Raw genomic sequence first — 17,653 nt, 5'->3', positions numbered from 1 at the left:
CCTGACTTATCTTTTTGCGCGCTGGCAGATTAAAAATCTGCTTTCAGCACCACGCGATAATTCGCCTTACCGGCGCGCACGTGATCCAGCGCTTCATTGATTTTCGACATCGGGAAAAACTCCACTTTCGGCGCGATATCGGTGCGCGACGCCAGCTTCAGCAGTGTACGCAGCTGGCCCGGCGAACCGGTGGAAGAACCGGTTACCGCGCGGTCACCCAGAATCAGGCTGAACGACGGTACGTCGAAAGGTTTCATCACCGCGCCCACGGTATGGAATTTACCGCGCGGTGCCAGCGCTGCAAAGTACGGCTGCCAGTCGAGATCCACCGCCACGGTGCTGAGGATCAGATCAAACTGACCGGCCAGTTTTTCCAGCGCTGCCGGATCGCGGCTGTTGACCACATGATCCGCACCCATATCAAGAATCGACTGTTTTTTCTCCGGCGTTGAGCTGAATGCGGTCACTTCTGCGCCCATTGCATGCAGGATTTTAATCGCAATATGGCCCAGGCCGCCGATGCCGATTACTCCGACGCGGCTGGTGGCGGTGATGTTATGCATCAGCAGCGGTTTGAAAACCGTGATGCCGGCACACAGCAGCGGACCGGCTGATGCCGGATCCAGTTTCTCCGGCAGCGGAATCACCCATTGCCAGTTAGCGCGCAGCTTCTCGGCAAAGCCGCCTTTGTTAGCGATGGTCGGCACGATGCCGTTCAGGCAGTTGACCTGATCGCCGGTGATGCAGGCGTCGCAGTGTTCGCAGCTTTTCGCCGTCCAGCCAATGCCCACGCGCTGACCAACGGAAAGGCCTTTGTTTTTAGCCGCCTCGCCCAGTGCGGAAACGCGCCCAATCACCTCATGACCGGCGATCACGGGATATTGAGAAACGCCCCACTCGTTATCGATCATCGACAAATCAGAATGACAAACGCCACAGTATTCCACTTCGACTTCAACATCTTCGGCGCTCAGCGATGCTGCTTCATATTCATAGAGTTCTAAAGCCTGACCGGCTTCCATCGCTGCATAGCTCTTGATTTTCACTAATTCACCTCAGATTGCGTTAGGGATCCAGCTGAGAGTGTAGCAAAGCGCAGTAGCAAAAGACTTTCCACTTTATGCCACGGTTATTTTTCAGTCAGTTAGTTTTTCTGCAAGTTAATCCGATGGCTGCTGAGCGGTGACTGACGCCGGAATAATAGCCGTGAACGTAATGACGTTATCCTTCATGGCAACCTGCAGATCGCCATCATGCGCCAGTAAAATCGCGCGCGTGATGGACAGCCCCAGCCCGGCACCATCCGTATTATGCTGCCGTGAGGCGTCGCCACGATAAAACCGGTCAAAAAGCCGCCCCAGGTTTTCCTGAGAGAGATTTTCTGTAGGGTTAGAAAACTGTACCAATACCGCTCCCGCTTTCTGTTCCACCAGCACGCTAATGGCTGAAGCGGGTAAAGAATATTTTATGGCGTTGGCCAGCAGATTGCTCAACGCACGACGCAGCATCAGGCGATCGCCTTTGACGGCGGCTTCCCCCTGCAGTAACAGGGTTTTATCGCTGTCGCCAGCCAGCGGTTCGAAAAAGTCGATAAGTTCTGCCAGTTCTGCGTTAAGGGAAACGCGCTGCTTTTCCAGAGGCATCAGCCCGTTCTCTGATTTCGCCAGAAAAAGCATATCACTGCTCATTCTGGCAAGCCGACTTAGCTCTTCCAGATTTGAAAAAAGCACCTCCCGATAACTTTCCGCATCGCGCTCCCGGGACAGGGCGACCTGGGTCTGCATCATCAGGTTACTGACGGGCGTGCGCAGCTCATGGGCAATATCAGATGACAACTCAGAGAGGCGACGAAATGAATTTTCCAGCCGCTCAAGCATGCTGTTGAATTCAGCTACCGTCGCCTTCAGCTCCGCTGGCAGATCATGCGCGGGAAGGCGTTCGCTGAGGTTATTAATGGTGATCGCCGAGGCCAGCCGGTTTATTTCATTCAGGGGTCTCAGCCCCATGCGGGTAACCAGCCAGCCCAGAAATACCGAAATAAAAATCAGGGCGAGGTTAAACCAGACCAGCCATCTTTTAAGCTGACCGATAAACGCATCATGAAAACCGGTATCATAAGCGGCTGTGATCAGCACGTCGCTTTGTCTGCCAGCGTCGCGGGCACTGATTTTTCTGACCAACACATGATACCGTCCCCCCTGTTTCTCTACGGTTTGCAGCGTCTCCGGACGGGCGGCTTCGTCGGCAAAGCGTTGCTGCGGAACCTGAAAACCAGATGAGGCGTAATCAGCCAGTATCTGATTATCTGAGGTTTTAACGGAAAGATAGAGCCCGCTGTGACCGACCATGGCATCCGCAAGCTTGCGCGCAAGCGACGCGCTGTCGAGCCTTCCGGCATGTACTTCCCCTTCAAGCAGTTCAGTGACCAGTTCAAGCTTGCCGGTTAATAACGAGGCATCCTGATGGCGAAAATAGCTGCTCAGAGCGGCCACCAGCAGGACGCTGGAAAGCAGCCAGACGGACATCATCACGCCCGCAAATATCATGCTCAGCCGTGAGGTCAGGGAGCCGTTACGTTTCAATCTTCGCGTATCTCCAGGACATAACCAATTCCCCTTACGGTATGAATAAGCTTTGGCGTAAAGTCATCATCCACCTTGCTGCGAAGCCGCCTGACTGCGACATCAATCACATTGGTATCGCTGTCAAAATTAATATTCCAGACCAGGGAAGAAATCAGGCTTCTCGGCAATACCTCTCCGGTTCGCTGTAACAGCAGCTCAAGCAGCACAAACTCTTTTGAGGAGAGATGAATTTTTTTGCCGGAGCGGCTCACGCTTCGGCGAGCAACATCCATAAACAGATCGGCAATGCGGTGTGTCCCGGAAGCCTGCATGCGGTTGCGCCTGAGCAGCATGCGGACACGGGCCAACAGCTCGGCAAAATCGAAGGGTTTAAGCAGATAGTCATCCGCGCCCAGATCGAGACCTTTAATCTTCTCGCTGACATTATCTCTGGCGGTCAGAAACAGCACCGGTTCTTCGTGGCGGGCCATTCGCATTTGTCGCAGAATATCCCAGCCATCCATTGACGGCAGCATGACATCCAGAATAATCAGATCGTAACGCTGTTGCAGGATATGCTCCAGCCCCTGACGTCCGTCATGCACCAGCGTCACCTCATATCCTGCCTCCTGAAGTCCCTGCTTCAGGTAGGTCCCGGTTTTCAGTTCATCCTCGACAATCAGCATGGTGGTCATGATGCGGTTTTCCTGGGGCTGCGTTTGGGGGTTACGCCATACCGCTACCGGGCGACAATGTGCCGAGCCAGGCGACGATGGCCAGTATCAGTATCGATAGGGTAAATTCCGTGATAATGCTTTTACGCATCAGGATAATGCTTGCTTTATGGTGGCCCTGAAGCAGCGCATTTTTCAGCGCCGGGGCAAGCCGAAAGCGATTAAGCGCAGCCAGCAGCAGCAGCAGGCAAAACAGCAGGGTTTTAATCAGCAACAACAGCCCATAGTCGCTCCCTGGTAAGGTAGTCAGGGGTTTTTCAACGATAAATAAGACATTAACCACGGCGGTAATCACAATGCTCAGCACAATGAGGGTTCCCGTGCGGGCGAACCCCGTTAGCGCATCGGCCAGTTGCCGGGCATAGTCAGCTTCTTCTGCTTTTTCGTTACACAATAGCAGGCTAAAGGCCGCCAGCGCGCCTACCCAGGCTCCCGCCGCGAACAGGTGGATAATATCGCTTAGCAGATGCAGGTAATAGCGGACACCGTCGTTCATGGCCGCATGACCGCCCCATGCCAGGGTCGCCAGCGCCGTGCCGCCAGACAGGACCAGCATATAACATGAAAGCCTGGTATATTTTATCCGCAGGCTGAGGCCCATAAAGGCCATGACCAGCGCAACGAGCCGGATCACCCAGCTCATACCGACTGCGGTTTCCCCGACAACCATTTCCATAATATGCAGGGTTAACTCACCGGGATGACTGACGCCGCTCATCGACTGGGCAACAAGCAGCATATTCGCCAGCGAGAGAACAATACCCGCAGAGATGAGCGTAAAGCAGAACGACCAGCCGCTGAACAAAGACACCGGTTTCTTTAGAGCGCCTTTCACCCCGTACATCTCAAATAAGGGCAGGCCAAAAAGAACCATGAGATCAAGATAAAGCAGAAACCGGATAGCAATCAAAAGCTGATCGTTCATGAGATTACTTCACAGTGAAGCTGTAGTTCCCGGTACGGGGATGGGTATCAGAGGATACCGCCCGCCACTCCACTTTATAGGTTCCGGTAGGCAAGGGTTTTACCGGCGTGATAACCATTGTTTTCGCATCGCTGCCTGCTGATACTTTAGTTGCAACCGGCATAGGCGCATGGGAAGCCATGCCCGGCATGGCAGTCATCACAAGGCGCGCACCGGAGAATTTAGTGACCAGATCCTCAGTAAAATGGAGTTCCACTTTTGCAGGTGCCGTTACCTCAGCTTTGTCCGCAGGTACGGAAGAAGCCAGTTCCGGATGAGCCTGTGCAGCAAAAGCAACCACAGAAGCAGCAACAGCGATAAAGTAGCCAGCATAAGTACGTTTCATAATAAATACCTGCTTTGTTTGAATTAACGGCATCAGAACCACATGCGAGCCCCGAGAAGGAAACGCACTTCGTTATCTTTTTCACCCTCACGGGCAGCCATATCGGCGGTATTGCCGTACAGCTGGCTCCAGGAAACCCCCACGTAAGGGGCGAACTCACGTTTCACTTCGTAGCGAAGACGCAATGCTAATTCGGTACTGGACAGCCCCTTGCCGGTTTCGCGCGCGTCGTCATCTTTGCCATAAATATTGGCTTCCAGAGAGGGCTGCAAAATAAGACGATTAGTCAGCAGAACATCGTAATCCGCCTCCAGCCTCAGCGCGGTACGCCCCTGCTCTCCGGCAAAAACCGTCAGCTCCGTTTCTAAGTTATAGAGCGCCATTCCCTGAAAACCGGCTGCAAGCCAGGTCTGTGGTTTTCCGGGCTTAAAATCCTGACGGACACCGGCAACCACATCCCACCAGGGCGTAACGGCATGTCCCCACAGAGCCTGAACTTCTGCCGATTCCGTTTTACCGTCGCTGGTTTCGCCTTCGCTGCGTATCCAAAGCCGATCAATATCTCCCCCTACCCAACCGCTCAGGTTCCAGTTGAAACCGCCGGGATCACTGTTCTTCTGCCATTCCAGCCGATCGGCAAGCAGAAAGTAATTTACGCTACTGTCATGAACTTCATGGCCATGAACATCCGGGAACGCCGCTTTCCGGTCAGTTTCCGTAATCGGCGGAATGGGGGTGCGGCTTTGCGTGGGTGCAGCAGGCTGCATGGATTCCATCGCTTCCATACCCGACATCGACGTCATTCCTTCCATCGCCGAATGGTCCATGCCCTGCATCGCAGAGTGGTCCATTCCCGACATGTTGTGCTGCATAGGCTGAGACGGATCGGTCTGGGCTGCGTAAGCGGGCGCAGAGGGGGTCCCGGCAATCACCGACCAAATCGCCAGCCCTGCCGCTGAACGTGAAAAATTCTTTGTCATATCACTCCACCCTGAAACTGGCATCATCACCACCTCACTCAATTACCCGGACTTCACGGAACATGCCGGTTTCCATATGGAAAAGAAGATGACAGTGATAAGCCCAGCGCCCGAGCGCATCCGCCGTCACACGGTAGCTGCGACGGCTTCCCGGCGGCATATCAATGGTATGTTTACGCACCAGAAAATTGCCCTGCTCATCCTCCAGATCGCTCCACATACCGTGCAAGTGAATGGGGTGCGTCATCATGGTGTCGTTAACCAGCACAATACGCACACGTTCGCCGTAGCGGAGCGTGACCGGTTCCGAATCTGAGAATTTAATGCCGTTGAATGACCAGGCAAATTTTTCCATATGCCCGGTAAGATGCAGTTCGATAGTGCGTGACGGTTCACGGCCATCCGGATCCTCAAAGGTGCTTTTCAGATCGGCATACGTCAGTACCTTTCTGCCGTTATTACGCAGCCCGATGCCCGGATCGCTTAATTTTGCCGTCGGCATCATGGCCTGCATGTCGACCAGAGGATTATCTGTTTCGCTCGCGGGATGTTGCTGCATCTGGCCAGGGTTCATGCTGCCGTGGTCCATGCTCTGCATCTGGCTGTGATCCATACTGCCATGATCCATGTCGCCCATACCCATATCGTCCATGGTCAGCCAGGGACGCGGATCGGGTACCGGAACCGGTGCAGAGAGCCCTTCACGAACCGCGAGTGTGCCACGCGCGTAGCCGCTCCGGTCCATGGACTGGGCAAAAATGGTGTAGGCATCGTCAACCGGTTCCACAATAACATCGTAGGTTTCAGCAGCGGCGATGCGGAATTCATCAACAGAGACAGGCGTGACATACTGTCCATCAGCAGCCACCACCGTGATTTTCAGGCCGGGAATGCGCACGTCAAAATAGCTCATGGCTGAACCGTTAATGAAACGCAGACGTACTTTTTCCCCTTTGCGGAACAGACCAGTCCAGTTTTTACCCGGCCCCTGGCCATTCATAAGATAGGTATAGGTGGCACCACTGACATCAGCCAGATCCGTCGGGTTCATTTTCATCTCTGCCCACATCTTCCGATCGGCTAACGTGTTGCCGAGACCTTTTTCCCTGGCATCGCGGAAAAAGTCGCTAACGGTGGGTTTGGCGAAATTGTAATAATCTGACTGCTTTTTCAGTTTTGCGAGAATGTCTGAGGCTTTTTCATCAGACCAGTCGGTCAGCATCACAATATGTTCGCTGTCCCAGACAAAGGGCTCAGGCTGAGCCGCGTCGATGATAATCGGACCATAAACGCCTTCCTGCTCCTGCAGGCCGGAATGGCTGTGATACCAGTATGTTCCGTTCTGCTTTACCTGAAAGGAGTAAACATAGGTCTCGTCCGGCTCAATGCCATGAAAACTGAGCCCCGGCACGCCATCCATATTTGCCGGCAAAATAAGGCCATGCCAGTGAATAGAGGTGGTTTCGGACAGGTGGTTTTTAACCCGTAACGTAACAGTATCGCCTTCCTTCCAGCGCAACAGCGGCCCCGGCAGGCCGGCATTAATGGTTTTTGCGTAACGGGTTTTACCGGTGATATTGAGCATCGTTTCACCGATAAAAAGATCAAAATCGCTGCCGGTAAGCGTACGGGAAGGCATCAGGCTTACCGCCGAAAACGCATCGAAGGATCGCAGCCCCAGGCCGCCGACAATACCGGCGGCAGTAATGCCTTTAATGAAATTACGTCGTGAACTTTTAAGCTGCATGACTCAACTCCAGCACATTCATGTCACCTCAAAACAAGGTGTCTCTCCATAACGCAAGTACAAGTTATACTTACCGTTCAGGAAGTTTAATTTTTGTTACCTGGAAGTTATCACAGCTAAAACACGAAGGTTATTACAATTCTGTAATGTTATAACTCACTGTTTTATATTGTTTTTTATTAAACCTAATAATAGGCATTTCTGCCAGCAAGAGAGTTTCAGTGAGTAATTGTTTATCTCCTGCTGATCATCTGCACCTTCAGGAGAAAGGATATTAAAGCGTTAACGGCAAAATTTACGAGTACTGAAACGGGGGATAATCCGGCTCGGTGTTCCCCCGTTCAGCTTTGTCTTATATTCTTAGCTTATTGTAGCCTGCCTCTGTACTGTACACAGAAAATGTATCGAGGCTCTGTCCTGTTTTTACGCTGCGATAATAGCGCTGATATCACTGATAGTTTCTGCTAACAGCTCGCCGCGACGATAAGCCTCAAGCTGCTCCGCGTCGCCATTCACCACCGAGTCAGGCCGCTCGATAAAGACGCCTAACGGCGTAAAAGCCTCATCCAGCACCACGGCCATCGGGATTTTCACCTTATCCACCCCCAGCAGTTCAATAAAAGGCTGCGCCTCATCACGAGTGATAATCGCCATTTCGATGTCAGGCAGTCGCTGGCACAGCAGCGCCATTGGCGGAATGTTGCGATGACAGTCCGGACACCACATCTCGGCCGCCACCAGCAGCCGGAAGCGCCCTGCCGCCTGTTGTGCAGGCGCAAGCGCCTTTTCTACCGCTTCACTCTGGCTTTCCAGCATCGCCTGCCAGCGCTGCAGATCGGCGATCTGCTCCGGCGTGCCGCTAGCAATAAACTCTGCGGTATTTTTCCCCTGCTTAAACAGCGTTTCAAATGCGCTCATCAAACCTTCTCCAGTAACAACCGATAGTGGCCTATCTTAAAAGAATCCGCCGCCGCATACACCTCAGAACATCGCCTTGCACATGACGGGCCTATACTCATGTTTATATTTTAAAAACCAGAGGAGAAAATGACGTGAAAATAGCGGCGTTTGATATCGGCGGCACATCATTAAAAATGGGCATTGTTACCGATAAAGGCGAAATAGTCGCGCGCGATAAAAAAGATATTATGAACCACTCCGGCGAAGAGATACTGGATGGTGTGCTGACCTGGCTGGATCGGCATGCCGACTGTGAAGGCGTAGCCGTGAGTACGCCCGGCTATGTGGATCCGGACAGCGGTTATATTGCGATGGGCGGCGCTATCCGCGATTTTGATGATTTCCATCTTGGTGAGTGGTTGCAGGGAAAAACGCCGCTGCCCGTCAGCGTAGAAAATGATGCCAACTGTGCGTTACTGGCGGAGCGCTGGCTGGGTAAAGCGCAGGAGATGTCTGACTTTTTAATGATGACCATCGGCACCGGCGTTGGCGGCGCGATCTTCTGCAACAATGCGCTGGTCCGTGGCAAGCAGTGTCGCGCCGGTGAATTCGGTTCGCTGCTCAGCACCCGACCAGGCAGCGAGAATGTTCGCCACTATACCATGAACACCACCTGCACGATGCGCGTGCTGACGCAAAACTACAGTATGCACACGGGTCAAAAGCAGGAAGAGATCACCGGCGAAGAGATATTCGCCCGCTACGATAATAACGATCCGATTTGCAGTCGATTAGTGATGAATTTTTATCAGGATCTTTGTGGTGGCATCTACAATCTTGCGCACGTTTTCAACCCTGAATGTATTTTCCTTGGCGGTGGCATTACCGAGCGGGAAAGCTTTCTGGAAGAGCTGCGCTATCATCTGGCGTGGTTTGATCTTGATGTGCAGGTGGATACAGCCACCTACGGCAATGATTCCGGCATGCTGGGGGCAGTAAAACATTTCCTGCAGTCCCAACAGGAAAAAACCTAATCTGACATTTGGATAAATGCCGCTGCTGCTGGTTCAATAAAGGCAGTCTTATTTCCAGTGGTAGCCTGAAATTGTCAAAGAGTGATCTATTTACTGACAAAAACGACGTTATTAAAGCGCCTAATCAGGCTTATTTAGAAAGTAGCGATAAAGAACATCTGGGTACTCATTGAAATAACCCCCTTTAAAAACCACATAAAATGCAATTGATTTTACAGGCTGGAAGGTTTACCCGCTTAAACCCCATTTTTTTAGTAAAAACTAATTCCCTGTAAAAAACGGCTTGGCCTGTACATCCTTATTTTTTAGTTACTTTCTAATCTGACCGCCCTGCTCACGGTACAACTTACCTGGCACGCTTAATTCTTACTCCACACTATATACGGTTAAACGATATATAATGTGGAGCCTTTTATATCTGAAAAGCATAACTTCATATCGCAGCGCTTTTAAGCCAGAAAACAGCTCACTACAAGCAGCTGGCGACTGCAGGGTATTTTCCAGACAGCGTTAGTCTGGATCTTAAACCAAATCCGTATTAACCCTTTTCCCGATATCTTTGAGCTGGGAGTATTTCTCCAGCAGTTGAGGACCATCATCCAGGCTCATTGCAAACATCCACATATAGGTTATGACGGAATAAATATGTCCTGCGTCAATACCACCGCGAAATGACATCGCGAGGATTGTCATAGCGAACAGTAGCGCTGACACGGCACCGATTGAAAGATAACCCAGCGCTTCACGATCGGACAGACGAATACGCAAGCGAGCCAGTGTACCATAATGTCGGATAAGCGAAATGGTGGGGGCGCTGTTGACAAAATCCACCTCTTTCTCAAGTCGGTTATTAAGCCTGACGAATAACGCTTCATTTTTGCGGGTATACCCCGGAAGAAAAAAAGCAAAAAATAACAAAATTGCCAGGCATGCCATGCCGGTCCAAAACTCAATAGCCAGTAGCATAATAGCTGCTCCAGCGATAGAGGCCAGAGAGGTAATTAATACCGGTAAATGCTTCTCAAAAAAATCAACAAATTCGCGTGATAAAGCAACACGAGCCGCTATCACCGAAGGGTTATGATTTTCACGGCGCTGAGCAAGAATAATCGGCACCGCCAGTTCTGCATAGATTCTGGCAAAAGTACGCGTATCTACCGTACGCCGGGCGGCGCTGATAACCCACATGGTAAAAACCATCATGGCATAAAACACTGCATGCCATGCTTTTCCGGCAACGATGGCATTTATGGCGAAACCTGCCAGCAGAGGATAAAGAAGATAGGTAACATTTTCTGCGACCACAAGCAGTAATGTTAGGATAAGTTTCTTGCTGTGACGACGTCCAAGCAGCTTCAGCGTCTGGGCGGCACTACGGGAAACGGGCGGCGCTATTTTTGAGGTTTTCATATCCTGCAATTCTGGTAAGATTAACCTTGAGCGACTGCTCAAAATTTAACGGCAGTCTATTTGAGCAACGCCATAGTGTCAATGGAAACTAATGATGAAAGAATCAAAAGAAGTGTTAAAGCAACGCATTCTGAATGGCGCGATTGCCCTGTTCATTGAGCGAGGGGTTGAAAAAGTTTCGACGCGTGATGTCACCGAGGCTCTCGGCCTTTCCCGGAGTCATATTTATTATTATTTCAGTGACTGGCAGGCGCTCTGTATCGCGGCGTTGAGCCATTATCTTGAAAGCGATCTGGCAGCGTTTTCTGCGTCTATAACAGACAGGACACCTGCTGAAAAGCTCAACGCCCTGATTGATAACTATCTGCCCGATTCCCCTGATGCCGTCTGGCAGTTATACAGCTCACTCTGGCAAATGGCCGCGCATAATGCAGCCTTTGCTGATTTGGCAGAGTCGCTCACCCTAAAATGGGATAGATTTATCACTAAAATAATCAATGAAGGAAAAGCCGCTGGCACCTTTGGGGACGTTGACACTGTTCGTATCACCCGCCAGTTGAGTGCCCTACTCAATGGTTACTCTGATAATCTACTCATCAAATTCACACCGGAAAAACGCAGCGAAGCGGTGACTGATATTAATGCTTTTATTGAACAAATACGCTAATTGTTATCTCAGCGGAGAAACACTGCTGCCGACTCGAACCTTGTTGTTCTGCTTCAATTATCTTTATTCAGATGTTTGCGGAACGGGTTCAAAAAGCGGCTCCGAATTCATCGCGGATTTGGTTTACAATATGTGTCTTTAATTTTCAGTGTTTCCTGTAAAAACGACTTCAATACAGGTTCCGCCCAGATTGCTTCGGCGACAAGCCGCTTTTCCGCCATGCGCACGGGCGATAGCGTACACAACCGCCAGGCCTAAACCTGTGCCATCAGGCTTAAGTATTCGGTCTTTCTCTGCCCGGAAAAAAGCTTCGAAAACACTGCCTCTCTCATTATCACTTATACCGGGTCCTTCATCTTCAACTGTTAAAACAATTTGATGATTCTCAGCGCGACAAGTCACCATCACTACGCCAGGAGAAGCATATTTACAGACATTACTGAGCAACGCAGATAATATTTGCCGGATACGGATTTCATCTGCAAAACAGATAACTTCTTCCGCTTCAATAACCGGCTCAATCCCATGTGCACTGAGCTTATCTCTGAATGCCTCCACACAATAAATAATCACTTCCTGAAGGTGGAGTGTTTCTTTATAAAGATAAAGCTGACCACTGTCGGAAAGACTGAGTACACGCAGATCGTCTATGAGCCTTGACAAAGCTTCTGTCTGACGAAGTAATATATCAAACTGTTTTTTTTCTGTATCAAAGATGCCTTCAGACATCCCCTGTATCCTTCCCTTGAGAACAGTAACAGGCGTTCTTAATTCATGCGCTATTGCCGCATTCCATTTTTTCATATCATTAGACATAACCTCAAGCTTATCTGCCATAAGGTTGAAGTCATCGATCATTAAGCCCGCTTCTCTTATTTCATGCATATTATGAACGGCGCGCTCGTCCAGGCGGCCTTCAGCAATACGCCTTGCGCTATAAGCAAGCGCATTAAGGGGCAAAATAATTTTTCTTGCAAAGCGCCATGCAAAAAATAGCGCTATTGCCGAAGAGAACAAGCCCGCAATCACTGTTAAAGCCCAATAATGTGTTGATGGGATCCAGCTATACCTGTCCCCCAGGTCGGAAAAAAAATAAATATAAATACTATAAACGGCGGATAATAAAACGATAGTGCTCAAAGCTACTTTAGTAGTCAGAATAAAAAGTTGGTAGCGAATACCTGCCTGAGCCATATTAGTCCCCTAACCGGTAGCCAAAGCCACGTATACTTTCAGGAACAGCCTGTAAACCAGCCTGCTCAATTTTTTTTCGGAGTTTACTGATGTGACTGTCAACGGTGCGCTCACTAACATCTCCCTCGGGAAGACAATATTCTATTAATTCCTGGCGTGAAAAAACACGTTTGGGATAACGAATTAAATGTTGCAGGATTTTGAATTCCGTTAAAGTCAGTTTATCGCCGATATCAACATTGGTTTTTTTTATTTTTACCTGATGACTGGTAACGTCTAACATGATATTCCGGGTACTATAGTGGCCTGTGCTTTTACTTATGTCGTAAAAAGCCATACGGCGTAGAATCACGTGAACTCTGGCTACCACTTCCACGGCGTTGAAAGGCTTAACAATATAATCATCGGCACCGCTCCGTAAAGCATGAATCTTGTCAATATCGGCATCAAGCGCGGTTAGCATCATGACCGGCACGTCAGACGTTTTTCGTATTTCATTCAATACTTGCCATCCGTCCATGGCGGGCATTTTGATATCCAGGATAACGAACGCGATGTCCCCTTTTTTAAAAAACGAAATGGCCTCAAGTCCATCTTTCGCATGAATAACTTCAAAATTTTCCTTTTGAAGATAAGCACCAAGAATATCTGCTATCTCATCTTCATCTTCTGCCAACAACAATTTAATTGTGTTCATGTTCCCTCGCTTCAGGCCTGTTTTCTTTTACGCTCCACACCATCTCCACACGAACTCCATAAAACCTCAATATAATGATTTTATAATGAATTTAACAGCATTCTCCTCCATCAAAAACACGTTAACAGGGTTGATATGTTTACCAGAAGCGTTACAAAGTTATTACTGTTGTTCATGCTTGTCAGTTTATCAGGCTGTGATGCTGATAGTGAATCCCAGGTGGAGACCGAAGTAGCACCGGCTGTAGTTGCCGTAAAGGTGCTAACTGAGCAGCCTGTTGTTCTTGAAAAGCTTTATCCCGGTCGGGTCGCAGCGTTGCGCACGGCGCAAATCCGGCCTCAGGTCAGTGGGATTATTACCAGCATGCTGTTTAACCAGGGAAGTGAGATAAAAGCCGGCCAGCCGCTTTTCCAGATTGACCCAGCCCCCTTCCAGGCTGAAGTTAACAGTGCAGCGGCGGCACTTGAGAAAGCGCAGGCCAGCCACCAGCAGCTCAAGTCACGGAGCACACGCCTCGCAAAGCTACGTGGCACCGGAGCTATCAGTCAACAAGACTATGAGGATGCAGCCTCGGTAACAGCACAGGCCAGTGCGGCTGTATCAGAGGCCCGTGCTGTTCTGGAGCGTAAGAAGCTCGATCTTTCTTATGCGACGGTCAGGGCGCCTATTGATGGACGCGTCGATCAGAACTTTGTTACCGAGGGAGCGCTGGTCAGCGCCAGTGACAGTCAGGCGATGGCGACATTGCAACAGATTGATTCCGTATATGTGGATGTACGCCAGCCCGCAGCGGAGCTTTCACAGCTACCTGTTAAGCATAACCAGCTCACCACAGAAGGACTGCCGATTCAGGCAGAAGTCATATCTGCAACAGGAGAGGTATTGACTAACAGTGCCAGCCTTCTGTTTACAGGCGTGAGTGTTGATCCCGGAACTGGCGATGTGGTCATGAGGTTGCGCGTGAATAATTCAGACAAAACTCTTCTGCCCGGAATGTATGTGCAGGCAAAACTATCACGGCAGTTGAGCCCTGGTGGTCTGTTAATCCCACAGGAAGCCGTGCTACGTATAAATGGTAAGACCCGCGTATGGATTGATGATGCAGGTAAAGCTCGCTCAACTGAGGTAGAGCTGGGAGAAGTTCTGAAAGGTAATTATTTTGTTCGCAAAGGGCTGCAAGCCGGAGATCGATTAGTGGTGCAGGGTGCCGAAAGGTTGCAGGAAGGTATGCCGATACAGGCCGACACTAAGACGACACATATTTAAAACCGGAATTTATTTTAAACAGGATACCTCATGCCACAGTTTTTTATTAACCGCCCCGTATTCGCCTGGGTGATCGCGGTTTTTATAATACTTTTTGGGCTCATTGCGATTCCAAAACTTCCCGTTGCGCGCTACCCTTCGGTTGCACCGCCTTCTGTTAACATTTATGCAACCTACCCGGGTTCAACACCGGAGACAATGAACAATAACGTTGTCGCCCTGATTGAACGTGAGCTTTCTTCAGTCAAAAATCTGCTCTATTTTGAGTCCTCAAGTGATACTTCGGGTATGGCTACCATTACGGTAACGTTTACTCCAGGTACCGACCCGGAACTGGCGCAGGTTGATGTACAGAACCGCATCAAAGTGGTTGAACCACGTCTGCCACAGGTGGTACGCCAGAACGGGCTGAACGTTGAAGCTTCTTCATCCAGCTTTTTGATGGTGGTTGGTCTCTCTTCTGATGAAGGTTCATTTTCAGAAAGCGATCTGAGCGACTACTTTGCACGTAATATCACTGAAGAGCTGCGCAGGGTAAGCGGCGTGGGCAGGGTGCAACTTTTCGGTGCCGAGAAAGCAATGCGTATCTGGGTCGATCCGTTTAAGCTGACGCAGTATAACCTCACCATTAGCGATATCAGTCAGGCTATTAGCGCTGAGAACGCCCAGATCTCTCCTGGTCGTACAGGGGATGCTCCGGCATTACCTGGTCAACGTGTATCTTACCCTTTGACGGTAACAGGGCAGCTTGGTTCGCCAGAGGAGTTCGGCAATATTACACTGCGTTCTAACCGTGACGGATCAAGGGTGAGGCTCGCAGACGTAGCGAGGATTGAACTGGGGCCACAAACCTACGCCTATTCAACCCGGGAGAATGGTCGGGTCTCTACTGGCGCGGCCGTGCAGCTACCGCCTGGCGCTAATGCGGTTCAGACCGCCGGGCAAATCACGGCGCGGTTGGAAGAGCTGAGCAAAGCGATGCCGACGGGTATGCATTACACCATTCCGTTTAATACTGCGCCCTTTGTTAAAATTTCCATTGAAAAAGTTGTGCATACTTTTATAGAGGCGATGGTACTGGTGTTCCTTGTGATGTATCTGTTTTTACAGAATGTCCGGTACACTTTTATACCTGCAATTGTGGCCCCTATTGCATTGCTCGGAACCTTTACTGTCATGTTAATGGCAGGATTTTCCATCAACGTTCTGACTATGTTTGGCATGGTGCTGGCTATTGGTATCATCGTCGATGACGCTATCGTTGTGGTTGAGAATGTCGAGCGCATCATGGCTGAAGAGGGACTGCCACCTAAAGAAGCTACTCAGAAAGCAATGAAAGAGATAACCGGGGCCGTGATCGGTATTACCCTGGTGCTCAGCGCAGTATTTATTCCGATGGCTTTGGCAAGCGGCTCTGTCGGCGCAATTTATCGCCAGTTCACGCTGTCCATGGCTGTATCCATTCTTTTTTCTGCTTTCCTCGCGCTCAGCCTGACCCCGGCATTATGTGCCACTCTGCTGAAGCCCGTTGCGCAGGGAGCACATGAGAAGAAAGGCTTTTTCGGCTGGTTCAATCGTAAATTCGCAGCGCTCACCGATCGTTACGAGTCTCGCGTTGGCTGGCTGCTAAAAAGAACCGGTCGTGCACTGGCTGTTTATGCGGTGTTATGCCTGGTACTGTTCTTTACGATGAAAAATGTTCCTTCCGCTTTTCTGCCGGAGGAAGATCAGGGATATTTTCTGACCTCTATTCAGTTACCTTCTGATGCTACAACCGAACGTACTCTGGAAGTAGTGAAATCATTTGAAAATGGTGTACTGGGACGTCCGGGAATAGAAGCGAATTTGTCGATCCTGGGTTTTAGCTTTGCAGGCTCGGGCCCGAACTCCGCCATGGCGTTCACCACCCTGAAAGACTGGGGGCAACGAAACGGTGCAACAGCAGGCTCAGAGGCTGCTCGGGTGCAGGATATGATGCGCGGTGTACCTGAAGGCGATGTCTTTAGCCTGATGCCACCCGCTATTGATGAATTAGGCAACTCTTCGGGTTTTGCACTCCGTCTTGAAGACAGAGCCGGGAAAGGTTATGCCGCCCTAACTGAAGCACAAAATCAACTGCTGGAGTTGGCGTCTAAAAGTAAGATCGTAGAGGGCGTCTATGTAGATGGTCTGCCAGATGGTCAGGTAATCAATCTGCAAATTGACCGACAAAAGGCCTTTGCGCTAGGCGTATCATTTGATGAAATCAGCCAGACCTTATCAGGGGCGATTGGCTCACTTTATGTGAATGATTTCCCTAATGCTGACAGGATGCAGCAGGTCATTGTGCAGGCTGATGCACCTTACCGTATGCAACTCAATGATATTTTAAAACTCTATGTCCGTAATGGTAGTGGAGGGATGGTTCCGCTTTCTGAGTTTGTTCAGGCCAAGTGGGAAACCTCACCACTGCAGCTGGTGCGCTACAAAGGCTACCAGGCTGTCAAAATCACCGGCAATGCTGCACAAGGATATTCAAGCGGTGATGCGATTAAGGAAATGGAACAGCTTGCCTCTCAATTGCCAGAGGGCTTCGCAATTGAATGGACAGGATTGTCGCTTCAGGAGCAACAATCTGCGTCAGAAGCCACGGCGCTGATGGCTATTTCGATGCTGGTGGTATTTCTGGTGCTGGCTGCACTGTATGAAAGCTGGTCTGTCCCACTATCTGTCATGCTGGTTGTACCGCTTGGTCTGCTGGGTGCCGTACTGGCTGTACTGATAAGAGACATGCCCAATGATGTCTTTTTCAAAGTGGGTATGATTACCATTATTGGACTTTCAGCTAAAAACGCCATTCTGATTGTGGAATTTGCTAAACAGCTTCATGAAGAGGGCAAAAGTTTGACCGAAGCGGCACTGGAAGCTGCCAGAATGCGTTTACGTCCGATACTTATGACATCATTGGCATTCACACTGGGCGTTGTGCCATTGATGCTTGCAAGTGGAGCCAGCGCAGAAACGCAGCATGCGATCGGTACCGGCGTATTTGGTGGCATGATCAGCGGTACTCTACTCGCGATCTTCTTCGTACCGCTCTTTTACTTTGCTGTAATGAGCGTTGTCGCCAGATTTACCAAAAAAAGGCCAGCTTAATGTTTTGAGGCGCAC

General features: G+C 50.1%; 15 protein-coding genes. 4 read left to right on the top strand and 11 right to left on the bottom strand.

The annotated features are described in order from the left end of the window. Nucleotides 1-29 precede the first annotated feature (29 nt). From ahr to ACQE3Y_RS09540, 8 genes are all read right to left on the bottom strand, one after another. On the bottom strand, nt 30-1,046 hold the full coding sequence (gene ahr / locus ACQE3Y_RS09575) for an NADPH-dependent aldehyde reductase Ahr (protein ID WP_426972882.1): 1,017 nt from the start codon (nt 1,044-1,046) through the stop codon (nt 30-32). 114 nt (nt 1,047-1,160) lie between these two features. Continuing rightward, a complete protein-coding gene (locus ACQE3Y_RS09570; RefSeq protein ID WP_426972883.1) occupies nt 1,161-2,582 on the bottom strand; it encodes a heavy metal sensor histidine kinase in 1,422 nt (473 codons plus the stop codon). Then, nucleotides 2,579-3,259, bottom strand: coding sequence for a heavy metal response regulator transcription factor (locus ACQE3Y_RS09565; RefSeq protein ID WP_426981509.1), 681 nt, complete (start codon nt 3,257-3,259; stop codon nt 2,579-2,581). Before ACQE3Y_RS09565 ends, ACQE3Y_RS09570 begins: the two co-directional genes overlap by 4 nt. Before the next feature lie 31 nt (nt 3,260-3,290). Beyond that, on the bottom strand, nt 3,291-4,223 hold the full coding sequence (gene copD / locus ACQE3Y_RS09560; protein ID WP_426981508.1) for a copper homeostasis membrane protein CopD: 933 nt from the start codon (nt 4,221-4,223) through the stop codon (nt 3,291-3,293). 4 nt (nt 4,224-4,227) lie between these two features. Beyond that, the gene (gene copC / locus ACQE3Y_RS09555) at nt 4,228-4,608 is read right to left on the bottom strand and encodes a copper homeostasis periplasmic binding protein CopC (protein WP_426981507.1); all 381 of its coding nucleotides are present in this window, start codon (nt 4,606-4,608) and stop codon (nt 4,228-4,230) included. Between the two features lie 32 nt (nt 4,609-4,640). Continuing rightward, complete coding sequence (locus tag ACQE3Y_RS09550; RefSeq protein WP_426981669.1) at nt 4,641-5,480, bottom strand: copper resistance protein B; 840 nt, start codon at nt 5,478-5,480, stop codon at nt 4,641-4,643. Nucleotides 5,481-5,622: 142 nt separating this feature from the next. Further along, a complete protein-coding gene (locus tag ACQE3Y_RS09545; RefSeq protein ID WP_426981506.1) occupies nt 5,623-7,335 on the bottom strand; it encodes a copper resistance system multicopper oxidase in 1,713 nt (570 codons plus the stop codon). 423 nt (nt 7,336-7,758) lie between these two features. Then, complete coding sequence (locus ACQE3Y_RS09540) at nt 7,759-8,253, bottom strand: thioredoxin family protein (RefSeq protein ID WP_426972891.1); 495 nt, start codon at nt 8,251-8,253, stop codon at nt 7,759-7,761. 134 nt (nt 8,254-8,387) lie between these two features. Here ACQE3Y_RS09540 and ACQE3Y_RS09535 point away from each other — a divergent pair, with 134 nt between their 5' ends. Next, the gene (locus ACQE3Y_RS09535; RefSeq protein WP_426981505.1) at nt 8,388-9,269 is read left to right on the top strand and encodes an ROK family protein; all 882 of its coding nucleotides are present in this window, start codon (nt 8,388-8,390) and stop codon (nt 9,267-9,269) included. A 522-nt stretch (nt 9,270-9,791) separates the two neighbouring features. Here the strand turns inward: ACQE3Y_RS09535 and ACQE3Y_RS09530 are convergent. Then, on the bottom strand, nt 9,792-10,679 hold the full coding sequence (locus ACQE3Y_RS09530; protein ID WP_426972895.1) for an ABC transporter six-transmembrane domain-containing protein: 888 nt from the start codon (nt 10,677-10,679) through the stop codon (nt 9,792-9,794). Nucleotides 10,680-10,770: 91 nt separating this feature from the next. On the opposite strand from ACQE3Y_RS09530, the gene ACQE3Y_RS09525 reads away from it, so the two are divergent. Continuing rightward, nucleotides 10,771-11,346: a TetR/AcrR family transcriptional regulator gene (locus ACQE3Y_RS09525; protein ID WP_426972897.1), complete on the top strand. Its 576-nt coding sequence runs from the start codon at nt 10,771-10,773 to the stop codon at nt 11,344-11,346. 138 nt (nt 11,347-11,484) lie between these two features. On the opposite strand, the gene ACQE3Y_RS09520 is transcribed toward ACQE3Y_RS09525, so the two are convergent. Together ACQE3Y_RS09520 and ACQE3Y_RS09515 are read right to left on the bottom strand one after the other, a co-directional pair. Then, the gene (locus ACQE3Y_RS09520) at nt 11,485-12,540 is read right to left on the bottom strand and encodes an ATP-binding protein (RefSeq protein WP_426981504.1); all 1,056 of its coding nucleotides are present in this window, start codon (nt 12,538-12,540) and stop codon (nt 11,485-11,487) included. Between the two features lies 1 nt (nt 12,541). Beyond that, nucleotides 12,542-13,237, bottom strand: a complete 696-nt coding sequence (locus tag ACQE3Y_RS09515) for a response regulator (RefSeq protein WP_426972900.1) — start codon at nt 13,235-13,237, stop codon at nt 12,542-12,544. Nucleotides 13,238-13,372: 135 nt separating this feature from the next. Here ACQE3Y_RS09515 and ACQE3Y_RS09510 point away from each other — a divergent pair, with 135 nt between their 5' ends. After that, complete coding sequence (locus ACQE3Y_RS09510; RefSeq protein WP_426981503.1) at nt 13,373-14,503, top strand: efflux RND transporter periplasmic adaptor subunit; 1,131 nt, start codon at nt 13,373-13,375, stop codon at nt 14,501-14,503. Between the two features lie 30 nt (nt 14,504-14,533). Further along, nucleotides 14,534-17,638, top strand: coding sequence for a multidrug efflux RND transporter permease subunit (locus ACQE3Y_RS09505; RefSeq protein ID WP_426981502.1), 3,105 nt, complete (start codon nt 14,534-14,536; stop codon nt 17,636-17,638). Nucleotides 17,639-17,653: the final 15 nt, after the last annotated feature.

Source organism: Pantoea sp. FN0305, from assembly GCF_050113845.1.
GTDB lineage: Bacteria > Pseudomonadota > Gammaproteobacteria > Enterobacterales > Enterobacteriaceae > Mixta > Mixta alhagi.
This window is presented reverse-complemented; position numbering and strand designations above follow the sequence as displayed.

Excerpts from the sequence above, each read along its gene's own strand:
- ACQE3Y_RS09565 (WP_426981509.1), bottom strand. The coding sequence starts at position 3,259 with ATGACCACCATGCTGATTGTCGAGGATGAACTGAAAACCGGGACCTAC.
- copD (WP_426981508.1), bottom strand. The coding sequence starts at position 4,223 with ATGAACGATCAGCTTTTGATTGCTATCCGGTTTCTGCTTTATCTTGAT.
- copC (WP_426981507.1), bottom strand. The coding sequence starts at position 4,608 with ATGAAACGTACTTATGCTGGCTACTTTATCGCTGTTGCTGCTTCTGTG.
- ACQE3Y_RS09550 (WP_426981669.1), bottom strand. The coding sequence starts at position 5,480 with ATGCAGCACAACATGTCGGGAATGGACCACTCTGCGATGCAGGGCATG.
- ACQE3Y_RS09545 (WP_426981506.1), bottom strand. The coding sequence starts at position 7,335 with ATGCAGCTTAAAAGTTCACGACGTAATTTCATTAAAGGCATTACTGCC.
- ACQE3Y_RS09540 (WP_426972891.1), bottom strand. The coding sequence starts at position 8,253 with ATGAGCGCATTTGAAACGCTGTTTAAGCAGGGGAAAAATACCGCAGAG.
- ACQE3Y_RS09530 (WP_426972895.1), bottom strand. The coding sequence starts at position 10,679 with ATGAAAACCTCAAAAATAGCGCCGCCCGTTTCCCGTAGTGCCGCCCAG.
- ACQE3Y_RS09525 (WP_426972897.1), top strand. The coding sequence starts at position 10,771 with ATGATGAAAGAATCAAAAGAAGTGTTAAAGCAACGCATTCTGAATGGC.
- ACQE3Y_RS09520 (WP_426981504.1), bottom strand. The coding sequence starts at position 12,540 with ATGGCTCAGGCAGGTATTCGCTACCAACTTTTTATTCTGACTACTAAA.
- ACQE3Y_RS09515 (WP_426972900.1), bottom strand. The coding sequence starts at position 13,237 with ATGAACACAATTAAATTGTTGTTGGCAGAAGATGAAGATGAGATAGCA.
- ACQE3Y_RS09510 (WP_426981503.1), top strand. The coding sequence starts at position 13,373 with ATGTTTACCAGAAGCGTTACAAAGTTATTACTGTTGTTCATGCTTGTC.
- ACQE3Y_RS09505 (WP_426981502.1), top strand. The coding sequence starts at position 14,534 with ATGCCACAGTTTTTTATTAACCGCCCCGTATTCGCCTGGGTGATCGCG.